Consider the following 11,782-nt stretch of genomic DNA (forward strand, 5'->3'; position numbering starts at 1 on the left):
CTTTAAATGATACGAAGGGGGAGTACGAAGGAGTTAACACTATGAAACTGCATGATGATTTGCACAATTATTATGAGAAAGTTATGCTCGAACAAATTGTGGAGCGCAAGCTGCACGAAAAGTACGACGAAAACGTAATGGCCGACTTTTGTTGTACCGTCCTCAATCAGTTACCAGCCCGTTATATCCGTTACGATGTCGATATGGAGTTTTACCTGCCGCAATCTGAACGACAGCAAATGGAAGAACGAGTTGAAGTCGCCATTGAAGTTGCCATAGAGCAAGTATCTAAAAAGAGACAATTTAAAGAATGAATAAACCCACCTCGGTTGAACAAGCGCCGCAACATGTAAAACTCGCCGTTGACTTAATTATGTTATTAGAACAAAACCAAGTTCCTCCTCAACAAGTGCTTGATGCGCTCGAAATTGTAAAGCAAGACTACCTAAAAAAAGCACATACTGAACTAGAACAAAAAAACTAAATTTAACATTTAGTATACAACCCGTCATAATCACTGCCTAGTATTTAGTCTCGAAGCATTTTTCTTCATGTCACGATTAGTGACATAAGTAATCTTTTAATCTCTAAAAACAAGGAAATTTATGACCAACAAGATTGTATTTAGCGCATTAGTTATAAGCTGCGCTGTATTAAACGACAGCGCAATGGCAAACGACTTTGCGGCCTTAGATCCGGCGTTACCACCTAGCTATATCATCAATGGTACCGAGCCAGTATTTGATTTTGACACAGATGGCTGCTTGCCAAGCGCCGGTATTAGCCGAACTGGACAACAAAATTCTGGACTAAAAACATCAGGAGCACTTGGTGGAAGTTGCCGTGACGGACAATTTTTGTCGACTTCAAATACTGTACACAGGTATGCCTGCAAAGAGACTGAGATAGGTCGTTACTGCGCGCATTTCTATGCACTGTATTTTAAGAAAGACCAAATCATTCCCTATCTAGGTGGCGGGCACCGTCATGACTGGGAATATGCTGCCGTATGGACTCTTGATGGTATGGTCACTCATGGGAGTTATAGTGCACACGGTGACCTTTTCACCAAACCAAAAGATCAGCTACCTTTTGAAAACGGACACTTAAAAATCGTATATCACAAAGATGGGCTACTCACTCACGCACTGAGATTTGCGAAAAGTAATGAGATTGCAGAAAATGATTATGGTCGCTTTGTCACACCCCCTATCATCAGCTGGTACCATATGCGCGGTGATGGTCTAACTAACCAATCACTGCGTGATAAGCTCAATCAATATGACTATGGCTCTGCAACCTTGCCGGTAAAGGACAGTCGATTTTTGAACAACATTAATCGCTTTAAGCCCAGTCATTACCCGACCTTTTCAGCACAAGATGTTTTGTTAACACAATAGATTAATTGAGGGTGGTCACTCCACCCTCACTCAACAACCCTCAGGCACTGTGCAGCAAGCACTGCCCTTCTAACATTAATTTATATTGGGCGAAAAAACGGCTATCCGATTCAGATTCTGATGGACAAATAAAATATGCAATATCGTCCCTAAACGGTTGTTTTTTGATATGCAAACCATCTTCCCAATACAGCACCGCATGTTTTATCAATTCTTCAAGGTACGTATGATCCCATTGATAATGCACAAAGCCATGGTGATCGGATAGATAGGGTGAGTATTCCGGTTTATATGACACACTGGTCACACCGTTTTTATGATCCGCAAATGCTTTTGCATCTTGTTCTGCGGTATGTGGATTGACAAAATATGCGACATCTCGACGTGGCGGTACTGCTTGAGGCAAACCAAATTTATCTCTTACCGCAGAGCACTCTACGACAACCCAAGATACAAAATGCGCCCCTATTTGATGGTCCCATTTCAAGGCAACAAACATGACGATACTCCTTTTAACTGTATTAAAACATCAGGTGCTAGGCTGTTTGTCCTTAAACTTCTCCCTTTGAAAAGCTGTTATCTCGCATTAACCAGATCCACATCCCAATGCGTTCAGTCATGCATGAATAAACCTCAAAAGGCCGTCCCTAAACTTATGACGCGATTCTAATTCAGCGTCCAAAACATATACAGATAAACTTTGAAATATGGTGATATTCTTAACCTACATCAATCTCAAGTCAGTTTATAAGCTACATGCATTTTAAGTATGAATTTTTTTATACACTACGAGCTTCCACTTCCCAAACACACATATTCAATCCGCTAGGTATGGCCTAAACTTTACCGGCTTGGTAGTAAGCCCATAACCTTTTTAAATTGCGTGTCAACGCAATACGTTTCAATCAATGAAAAATTGTTACAGCTTATTGCAAAATTGCAATCAAACGCGAGAAAAGTACCTTTTATCGTGTCATTTGTTAGCCGCTGATTTTTTGGTACTGGCAGTTTTTCCCTCAATCGTTACACTCCATCATGTACTGTTAAACTTGGATGTTGTGATGAATTTAACGCGCAGTTCCCTAAAAAACCCAGCCAGTGTGATAGTCATTCTGGCTTTAGTCATGGTGTTTGGATTGTTAAGTATATTTAAACTACCAATTCAACTTACACCAGATATAGAACAACCTCAAATCACCATTTTTTCTGGCTGGCGACAAGCTGCCCCCGAAGAAATAGAATCCGTCATTATTGAGCCGCTAGAAAACGCAGTAAAAAATACACCAGGGGCACTGGAAGTTGATACCGTAATCAATCGCGGGAACGGTTTTATTTCGCTCACTTTCGCCATTGGCACCGATATGCAGCAGGCAATGTTGGATGTCTTAACCAACCTGAATCAAGCTCCTCCTCTGCCGCTGGATGCCTTAGACCCTGTCGTTTCAGCTGGCGGTGGTTTTGGTGGAGGCGGTGGTACAGCCGCAGCTACTTTGCTGGTTACACCACTCGAAGCCGGTGAGCAAGGTTTAAGCTTTGATATGGCGCAATACCAAAAACAAATAGACGAGATCATTGAACCTAGGCTGTCGCAAATACAGGGCGTTTCCCGAGTTGATCTTGCCAGTGAACGAGACCGTGAATTACGTGTGACATTTGACCCACACAAGGCCGCAGCGCTGGGGATCAGCATCAATCAAATCAGGCAAACGCTGCGTGCCTCTCAAGACACATCTTCAGGACTCGCCAATGTTGGCCGTAGACAATACACAGTGCGTTTTACAGGGCAATATGACTTACAAGATATGCTGCAAATGCGCGTCGGATATTCCAATGATCGCCCCATTTATTTAGGCGATATTGCCACCGTAAAAGAGACTTTCTCAGATCGGCTTGGCATGAGTGGTAGGAATGGACAGCCCGCTTACTATATCCGTATTTCACGTGTTAACGACGCCAATACTGTCGCACTGTTAGATGATATTAACCTCGCCATCAAGGAACTCAACGCGGGCCCTTTAAGCGAAGCAGGTTTAAGCATTGAGCTCAGCTTTGATGCTTCTGTACACATTCGAAACGCCCTACTGTTGGTGAAAAGCAACTTAGGTTTGGGCGTACTATTGTCTTGTATCATTTTATGGCTATTCTTTCGCGGTTTTAAAACTACCATGGTTATTGCCGCCACGATACCAGTATCATTAATGGTCGCATTTTTGGCGCTCAATATATTTGATCGCAGCATCAATGTTATCTCTTTGGCAGGACTCGCTTTCGCTGTAGGGTTAGTCCTCGATGCGGCAATCATAGTACAAGAAAATATAGCTCGGCTAAAATCGGAGGGCTTCGAAAATGGCAAGGCAGCCCTAAAGGGCGCAACTCAGGTAGCTGGCGCCCTCTTTGCCTCTACAGCAACCAGCGTAGCTATCTTTTTACCTATTTTATTTATGGCCGGAATTGAAGGCCAACTGTTTTCCGATTTAGCCCTAACCCTTTCCATTGCCGTTATTGCATCCCTTGTCAGCGCGTTAACCATCATTCCAATCGCCAATCGTTACATGCCTGATAGAAAAGCAAAACAAGATCCCTATCAAGCATACTGGCATAAGCTCACTAATTTTATTATGAAGTTAACCAACTCGCGCGCCAAACAAACAGGCTGGATAGTGGGTCTATTGGGAAGTTCCTTACTGGTCACATTTACCATGTTGCCAAAAACCGATTTTATGCCCCAAGCGCCTACAGATGGCTTCTTCTTTTCGCTCGTTACACCACCTGGCGGAAACATAAACTATATGGAAGAAGAGTTGCTAAAACGCGTTAAAGCGCGCTTAATGCCGCATTACACAGGGGAAAAACAACCGGGTATAAAAGATTTCAATTTTTACTTATTTGGCACAAACGCAGGTGGCTTTATCTATTCCGCAGATCCTCAACGGGTTGAAGAGTTGATGAAAGTAACTCGCGAGGAAATACTTGTGGACCTGCCCGATACACAGGTGTTCCTATTCCGAGGTTCTATGATCCAAGTATCCAATGGGGGCGATGGCCGCAATATAGACATCGAAATAACCGGCCCAAATATGGATGACCTTATCAGTGGTGCTAAAACAGCTTTATCTGCAGTCAAGGAGGCCATTCCACAGGCAACCGCACAGCCACAACCACGCTTAGATATGGCTGAGCCTGAATTGAGATTGCACCCTAATGACCGTCGTATCACACAATCTGGACTCTCTCGCCAGGACGTATCTCAGGCAATACAAGCATTCACTGGCGGGCTATTCGTCAACGAATACTTTAACGGCAATGACCGCATGAACGTCATTCTGCGCGCCTCGAGCTGGGATTCGCCAGAAGCCTTAAAATCACTCCCTATAGTCACTCCAGACGCCGGTATACAAACGGTCGGAGAGTTGGCTCATGTCGAGCGTACTGTTGGTCCTAGCCAGCTGCGCCGTGTCAATGGTCGTAGAACGGTTAGCGTGGTCGTAACGCCACCAGCAGATATGTCTTTGGAGCAAGCGCAGCAAATTTTAAGCACACAGGTGATCCCTAAAGTCAAAGCTGTACTGCCAGAAACCGCAGGGGTGATTCTTTCAGGCAATGCGCAAAAAATGAACTCAGCCATTCAAGAGATGGCCATTAACTTTGTGCTGGCTCTATTTATTTTATTTTTATTGATGAGTGCGCTGTTTAAATCGGCCAAAGATAGCTTATTGGTACTCATGGTTATGCCATTGGCAGCGGCCGGTGGTGTGATAGCACTCTATATTCTCAACTTATTCACTTTTCAATCGCTCGACTTGCTGACCATGATTGGCTTTATCATCTTGCTTGGTTTGGTCGTGAATAATGCCATTTTGCTGGTCGATCAGACTCGCATCGCGGAAGCGACAGGTTTGCCTAGACAAGATGCTGTGCGTCAAGCTGTCCTGCTGCGAGCAAGGCCGGTCTACCTGAGTACGTTAACCAGTCTGTTCGGTATGTTGCCTCTGACATTAGTACCTGGTGTAGGTGCGGAAATTTATCGCGGTCTAGCCACAGTGATCGTCGGCGGAATGGCGATAAGCGCCCTGTTCACGCTGATCCTCATGCCAAGCTTATTACAGTTGGGCAAAGGAAAATACTCGCGCCCAGAGCAAAATAGCGAACGCAAACCCTCACTCAACCTCGTGTCAAACCAATAAGGAAGTAACAATGCGTAAAACACCTTTCACAGTTAAATTTTTCTCATTGGCCTTGGCATGCAGCACGCTCATGTATAGTTCAATCAGTGCCGCCGCACTGCCAATTGCCGTAGAGTCCGTTACGCAAGCGCCATTAACGAGCTCTTTGGCCGTCAACGGCACCCTGTATGGCAAGCAAGATGTCGTACTGACAGCCGGATTGGCCGGCAGACTGCTGTTTGTTGCAGAGCCGGGTCAACAGGTGCAAGAGGGAGAGATACTGGTCCGTATGGATACACTCCCCCTCGAGCTGGAGCAAGCACGTCAGCAAGAAATGTTAAACCGCGCCAAAGTAAACCTCAGGTTTCACAAACAAGAACTCAGCCGGTTGAAAAAACTGGCTAAAACCAACAGTGCAGCGGCAACACAAGTTGATAGTGTTCAAAACCAACATGATTTAGCTTTGTCTGATATCGCGCTGGCGGAAATTGAATTACGCGTAATAGCAGATCAACTCACCAGAGCGACCATTCGTGCACCTTTTACCGGTGTCGTCAGTGAGCGATTCAAGCGTGCAGGCAGAGAAGTGAGCCGCGCTAGTGAATTACTCAACTTTGTTGATATCCACAACCTAGAGACTAGGTTGTATGTGCCAGTCAAATATTTACACTACTTAAAACCGGGTATCTCTTTGCCCATACAAAGTGGAGATTTGGACAATCCGACTATAAGCACAGCAACCATTACTAGTGTTATTCCTGCCACGGATCCTCGCTCTCAAACGGTGGAGGTGCGGGCCAAACTCGTAGCAGATCAACATACCTTTGCGGTAGGACAGTTGGTAGACGTCACGGTGCCACTACAGTCAAAAAAACCAGTCATGTTGATTAACAGAGACGCTTTAATTATTCGCCAAACAGGGATCCATATCGTCAAAGTTTCGCAAGATAATACCGTTCAGCAAATACCTGTCACAGTCGGAAAAGGCGAAGGTAAGTTGGTCGAGATCACACCTTCAGATGATGAGCGCCAATTGCTTGTTGGTGATCGGATTGCGGTACGAGGCGCTGAGCGCCTAACCGATGGACAAGAGGTTGAGGTACAAGCCAGCAACTAAGCAACCAAATACTAGCCCAATGAGTCAGCTTATGGATGAGTATGACTCATTTTTATATGATTAGTTATCAATGATTTAATATATTTTAATAAACAAAAACCCAATATTTAAGCAAGTTTAATTAGCGCTTTTTAGCAACCTAAAACAAGCTACTCCACGTCCTAAACAATGGAGTAATTACACATGCTGATAAATAAAATTCTAATAAAAACTCAAGTGTGCTTATTGGTAGCAGGCACAATTGGTATCTGTGCAACTGCCAATGCCAAGTCCCCACAAATCATGTTTGATGACTTTAGTTACAGCCAGTTCTCTGAAGCAGAAAAAAATGGTTGGCAAATTAGAGACGAAGTCGGTCATCCAGGTATTAAAAATGCGACTTGGTGGCGAGAGGGCGTCACCTTTCACCCCGATCCCATCAACCACAACAATACAGTGATGCGCATCACTTCAAAAACTGATGGATCGGCTCAAAATACTCGCCACACCCAAGTGTGTCACAGCCGCAAATTCAAAGAAGGCACCTACGCTGCACGTGTTTATTTTAACGATGCACCACAATATGGCCCAGATGGTGACGCAGTAATACAAACATTTTATGCCATCAGCCCGCTCAAAGCGCCAATGGACAAAAACTACAGTGAAATGGATTTCGAGTATTTACCTAATGGTGGTTGGGGTACGGAGCGGCTCGCGCTATTTGCCACTTCTTGGGAAACTTTTCAGCTGACGCCGTGGACCAAAGTCAACGCATATGATTATCACATTGAGTCCCTGCAAGGTTGGAATACCTTAGTACTCCAAGTTGCTGACAATACTCTGAAGTACTATGTAAACGGCTATCTATTTGCCCAACACGGTGCTGATGTCTACCCAGAAGTCCCTATGTCAATCAACTTCAATCAATGGTTTGACCCAAATAAGCTTGTTCAGTCTACTGAAATGCGCCAATATTATCAGGATGTAGACTGGGTCTATTTCGTCAAAAATGAAGTCGTGGAACCGAGCACTGTTGTCAAAGCCGTTGAGCAGTTAAGAAAGAGCAATGTAGCTCAACGAGATACTGTTCCTGACTGGGTTCCAAAGCAAGCCGACTACTGCAGTCTCTAATTCACTGTATGAATAGGCACTTGTGCAAACCATGCCTGCACCCGCGCGATAAGGTGAGGGCTATCTGCAAGATGTGCAATATCAAGGGCCTGTTGTGCCAAAGTGTTAGCCCGTGTTTTATCCCCTAAATCACGATGCATATCCGCTTGAGCAAGCAACACCCAAATTTGATTTGGGTGAGCGTTGCTTTCATCAGCGACGCGCTTTGCTTTGGCGAAATAGTGCTTGGCTTCACTGATCTCCTGTTGTGCAATGGCGATTTTTGCCAACTCGATTAAGGCAGCAGTTTGTCCATATTGGCCATGAAAACTCTGATGATACTCAAGCGCAGCCAATAACCAGCGAGTCGCCTCGCTATAATGGCCTTGTAATCGTTTGATTTTACCCAATTCTTCATAAGAATAGGCAATAAAAAGCTTGTCTTGGCTCGATTGTGCTAACCCTTTAGCATTGGCGATATATCGCTCTGCCATGTCTAACTCTTGCTGCCTATCTGCACCGCTGGGCCAATGGATCAGCAGATACCCTATCATCAAGTTTGCCCGCAAGTGTTCTTTTTGGCCCATCGACAGGTCGTCCAATTTTAAACTCCCTTGCAATAACACAATTGCCTGCTCTAATTGATACGTATTGGCTAAGCTGCCGGCCAGATATCGTCTTGCCGCAAGCATGTTTGGCTCTTCAACGAGCGCCCCACGAAACAGCGTGATAGCCGCATCAAAATCTCGTTGCAAGTAAGCATTTACTCCCTTGGCAAATGCTTGATTGCTAAAAGCACTGTAGTAGCTCTGATCACTCATTCTCTCGCGTTGACCAAACCTCTGTGCCAGTGCAGAAATAAGCTGATTGAAAGCATCGTCGACACTTTGCGAGAGAATAACCCCTTGCTCGGGCCCTTGCTGTGCATGCAATGTATAGTGTAATTGCAGATCTTGAGGGTAACCTGTCAGGCGCGTCTGCACTATCAATTGAGCGTCTAATTTTTGTTGAAGCTTAAACACAAATTGTGCGATTGACTGGTTTTCTTTTATATCTCGCTGCTGGAGGTGCTCTATTGCGAGTAGTACATTGTCGGTATTGCTGACAGGTAAATCGGTTTGTTTTGCAAGTGCATGCGTTAATTGATCCATCCCTTTAATAGGCACCCACTCATGCAGCTTATCTGGCATATGATTTTCGACAGGCAAAAAGGCAATGGTTGGCAATTGAGCTGTATTCTGTTTAACGAATACAATGTAGCTCAGTCCCAATAGCAGGATAAAAGCCAAAAAGCCTAATGCGAGAAATCTAGCCGCCAAGTAGCGTTGTGGTTGACCGGTCTTTTGCACCAACTCTATGTCCGCTACCCAGCGGTAACCTTTTTTAGGGAACGTTTTTATCGTATTGGCCCCGAGTAAATCCCGGATTTCCTTGATAGATTGTACAAGTACCTGCTCTTGAACAACTAGGTCACGCCATATTTGCTCCAACAGTTCTTGCTTGGTCACAACACGGTCTGAGTTTTCAACTAACAAGGTTAAAACTTGCAATGTCTTGGCACGTATATCAACGGGATTTTGCTGCGTGTCCAATGTACAAACAACAACACCGCGGATAAGATCGACTTCCTTGTTATCAACTTTAAAACGCATCACTCACACCATTAAATTGGTTTCACAGCTGTGAATTATAACCATATGTTTTACATATAGTTTGCCTCAATGCCTTATTGCACTCAAGCATCATAAGATAATCTTCAGAGGCAATTTAATTGATGTGCTTCAAGTTAGTTGTAAAAACCGTTTGCCGCTCAGTTCAAACCCACAAATTTAACCTTTGTGCTACATTTAATTGAATTCGTTCAAATGCATCTTGAACAACCGTGCCAAGGTGCCTTTGCGAACTTGTACAAATACCAGCAAGGTTTGATGTATATCGCAGATTTAATCATCTGCTTTTGCAGCACAGTCGCAGTAGTCGTTTTATAGGAGTAGTCGTCTGCCAAAGTAGACTTAACCATTGAGGCTAAGGAAAAACTATGACACATTTCACGTTTGGCAAAGAGATAACGGATAAACCTCTCCCGTCTAAAGTAAAAGTCGCCATTGTCGGCGCAGGTATGTCAGGACTTTATAGTGCATGGCGTTTACAGCAAGAAGCGCAATGTCAAGACCTCGCTATCTTTGAGCGGTCAAACAGAACTGGCGGCCGTTTAGATTCAGATCTAATTAAATTTAACAACCTCCGTTCAAGCGAACCTAAAACCATCACAGTAAAAGAAGAACAAGGCGGCATGCGCTTTTTGTTTGATGGTATGGACGACTTAATGGCACTCTTTTTAAAGCTTAACTTGCAAAACGACATTGTGCCCTTTCCAATGAATAGCGGCGGAAATAATCGTTTGTTTTTCCGTGGAGAAAGCTTTAGCGTATCGGATGCACAGCAGGATAATTATGCTATTTGGTCACATTTATACAATTTGGACCAGTCTGAGCAAGGTGTTAACCCAAAAGACATTGTGAATGTCGTATTTAACCGCATCTTAGAAGCAAACCCTCAGTTTCAGCAACGCCCAGAAGTGCGAGGCCCTGAATTTTGGCAAGCATTTAGACTCGAGTGCCAGTGGCAAGGGCAAAGCCTCAATGAATGGACATTGTGGGATCTGTATACAGATATGGGATACTCACAAGAGTGCATCAACATGCTGTATCGGGTACTTGGCTTTAACGGTACTTTTTTGTCACAAATGAACGCAGGTGTTGCCTATCAATTATTGGAAGACTTTCCAGCCAACGTGCAATTCAAAACCTTTAAAGATGGGTTCAGCACGCTGCCCAATACACTGGTTGAAGAGGTCGGCACCGACAATATCCACTTGCAAACCAATATCGATGAGATAGATTACGCCGAAGAGTCAGGGCTTTATAGCTTACATTACACTCATAAAGACGAACATGGTCGAATTCATCAAGGTACTGTGCAAGCTGAAAAAGTTATTCTAGGCTTGCCCAGGCTTGCGCTAGAAAAGCTCTTTGTTCGCTCAAATGCGTTCAATCAACTGGATAAAGCACATTCAGAGCAACTTTGGAATACTTTACAAACGGCCAGCAATCAGCCTCTTTTGAAGATTAACCTCTATTATGACTCGGCTTGGTGGGGCCGCGGCACCACTGGCAGACCTGCGGTTGAATTTGGTCCAAACTTTGCGGACTTGCCAACCGGATCAGTATACCCATTTTATGCTGTCAATGATGAATTGGCCGCAGCACTTATGTATCAAGAACGTACAACAACCCCATCCAAAGACATAGAGGCAAAACTAGATCGCATTGGCAATGATAAGTACGAGCGTCCAGCTGCGTTAACAATATACTGCGATTATTTGAACATTAACTTCTGGAGTAACTTACAGAACATTGGTGAGACCTATCATCACCCAGATCAAGCGCATTACATTCAAGAAGTGCCCGATGATATTTATCCTGCTTCAACCGCTGTTGTTGCACAAGCAACCAAATTTTTTAAAGAAATTTTCAACACGCATTATGTTCCTGCACCCATTTTAACAAGTGCGCGAATTTGGGAAGGCAGTACTAAGTTTGATATTCCAGCAAGCCGCCAATTTGGCTATGGGGTGCACCAATGGGCTGTAGGCGCCAATGATAAAGAAGTTATGGCAACGCTCAGTGAGCCCCTACCTAACCTTTATACCTGTGGTGAAGCATTCTCTGATTACCAAGGCTGGGTTGAAGGCGCATTGCGCTCTACAGATTTAGCACTAGAAAAAGGGTTTGGCTTAAAACCTTTCAGCCAAGTGTATTTTGAGGCGACGAATATTCCCGCATCTGATGCCATCAAGGCTATCTATGAAGAAAACTCCAGTAAACTTATCAACCAGTACATTGAATCTAACTTCTCTGCCAGTGAAGCACCCATAGATCGCAACCAAAACATTGAAAGTGTCATTGGGGTCGATCTCAGCTACTTCGATACCAAGTAAGCGCGCACACCAA

General features: G+C 44.3%; 9 protein-coding genes. 7 read left to right on the forward strand and 2 right to left on the reverse strand.

The genetic code is table 11. The annotated features are described in order from the left end of the window. The first annotated feature begins 41 nt into the window (after positions 1–41). The 3 genes from MHN81_RS10415 (at position 42) to MHN81_RS10425 (ending at position 1,400) form a co-directional block, all read left to right on the forward strand. Positions 42–314: a late competence development ComFB family protein gene (locus MHN81_RS10415; protein WP_023397007.1), complete on the forward strand. Its 273-nt coding sequence runs from the start codon at positions 42–44 to the stop codon at positions 312–314. Next, positions 311–484: a pleiotropic regulatory protein RsmS gene (gene rsmS, locus MHN81_RS10420; RefSeq protein WP_239425687.1), complete on the forward strand. Its 174-nt coding sequence runs from the start codon at positions 311–313 to the stop codon at positions 482–484. Before MHN81_RS10415 ends, rsmS begins: the two co-directional genes overlap by 4 nt. A gap of 121 nt (positions 485–605) precedes the next feature. Beyond that, complete coding sequence (locus tag MHN81_RS10425; RefSeq protein WP_023397009.1) at positions 606–1,400, forward strand: NPP1 family protein; 795 nt, start codon at positions 606–608, stop codon at positions 1,398–1,400. Positions 1,401–1,440: 40 nt separating this feature from the next. On the opposite strand, the gene MHN81_RS10430 is transcribed toward MHN81_RS10425, so the two are convergent. Next, on the reverse strand, positions 1,441–1,899 hold the full coding sequence (locus tag MHN81_RS10430) for a hypothetical protein (protein WP_023397010.1): 459 nt from the start codon (positions 1,897–1,899) through the stop codon (positions 1,441–1,443). Positions 1,900–2,461: 562 nt separating this feature from the next. On the opposite strand from MHN81_RS10430, the gene MHN81_RS10435 reads away from it, so the two are divergent. The 3 genes from MHN81_RS10435 (at position 2,462) to MHN81_RS10445 (ending at position 7,790) form a co-directional block, all read left to right on the forward strand. After that, the gene (locus tag MHN81_RS10435; protein ID WP_036974800.1) at positions 2,462–5,584 is read left to right on the forward strand and encodes an efflux RND transporter permease subunit; all 3,123 of its coding nucleotides are present in this window, start codon (positions 2,462–2,464) and stop codon (positions 5,582–5,584) included. A gap of 10 nt (positions 5,585–5,594) precedes the next feature. Next, on the forward strand, positions 5,595–6,680 hold the full coding sequence (locus MHN81_RS10440; protein ID WP_023397012.1) for an efflux RND transporter periplasmic adaptor subunit: 1,086 nt from the start codon (positions 5,595–5,597) through the stop codon (positions 6,678–6,680). 183 nt (positions 6,681–6,863) lie between these two features. Next, positions 6,864–7,790 carry a glycoside hydrolase family 16 protein gene (locus MHN81_RS10445; RefSeq protein ID WP_023397013.1) on the forward strand — a complete coding sequence of 309 codons (927 nt, stop codon included), beginning with the start codon at positions 6,864–6,866 and terminating at the stop codon, positions 7,788–7,790. Here the strand turns inward: MHN81_RS10445 and MHN81_RS10450 are convergent. Beyond that, positions 7,787–9,421 carry a winged helix-turn-helix domain-containing protein gene (locus MHN81_RS10450; protein ID WP_023397014.1) on the reverse strand — a complete coding sequence of 545 codons (1,635 nt, stop codon included), beginning with the start codon at positions 9,419–9,421 and terminating at the stop codon, positions 7,787–7,789. The two genes, MHN81_RS10445 and MHN81_RS10450, sit on opposite strands and share 4 nt — an antisense overlap. Positions 9,422–9,807: 386 nt before the next feature. Here MHN81_RS10450 and MHN81_RS10455 point away from each other — a divergent pair, with 386 nt between their 5' ends. Further along, positions 9,808–11,769: an FAD-dependent L-amino acid oxidase gene (locus MHN81_RS10455; protein ID WP_023397015.1), complete on the forward strand. Its 1,962-nt coding sequence runs from the start codon at positions 9,808–9,810 to the stop codon at positions 11,767–11,769. The last annotated feature ends 13 nt before the right edge of the window (positions 11,770–11,782 follow it).

This window comes from Pseudoalteromonas sp. Of7M-16, from assembly GCF_022347805.1.
Taxonomy (GTDB): domain Bacteria; phylum Pseudomonadota; class Gammaproteobacteria; order Enterobacterales; family Alteromonadaceae; genus Pseudoalteromonas; species Pseudoalteromonas luteoviolacea_F.

What these genes read in the sequence shown, in the direction of transcription:
- MHN81_RS10435 (WP_036974800.1), top strand. Translation starts at nt 2,462, where the DNA reads ATGAATTTAACGCGCAGTTCCCTAAAAAACCCAGCCAGTGTGATAGTC.
- MHN81_RS10440 (WP_023397012.1), top strand. Translation starts at nt 5,595, where the DNA reads ATGCGTAAAACACCTTTCACAGTTAAATTTTTCTCATTGGCCTTGGCA.
- MHN81_RS10430 (WP_023397010.1), bottom strand. Translation starts at nt 1,899, where the DNA reads ATGTTTGTTGCCTTGAAATGGGACCATCAAATAGGGGCGCATTTTGTA.
- MHN81_RS10425 (WP_023397009.1), top strand. Translation starts at nt 606, where the DNA reads ATGACCAACAAGATTGTATTTAGCGCATTAGTTATAAGCTGCGCTGTA.
- MHN81_RS10445 (WP_023397013.1), top strand. Translation starts at nt 6,864, where the DNA reads ATGCTGATAAATAAAATTCTAATAAAAACTCAAGTGTGCTTATTGGTA.
- MHN81_RS10450 (WP_023397014.1), bottom strand. Translation starts at nt 9,421, where the DNA reads ATGCGTTTTAAAGTTGATAACAAGGAAGTCGATCTTATCCGCGGTGTT.
- rsmS (WP_239425687.1), top strand. Translation starts at nt 311, where the DNA reads ATGAATAAACCCACCTCGGTTGAACAAGCGCCGCAACATGTAAAACTC.
- MHN81_RS10455 (WP_023397015.1), top strand. Translation starts at nt 9,808, where the DNA reads ATGACACATTTCACGTTTGGCAAAGAGATAACGGATAAACCTCTCCCG.
- MHN81_RS10415 (WP_023397007.1), top strand. Translation starts at nt 42, where the DNA reads ATGAAACTGCATGATGATTTGCACAATTATTATGAGAAAGTTATGCTC.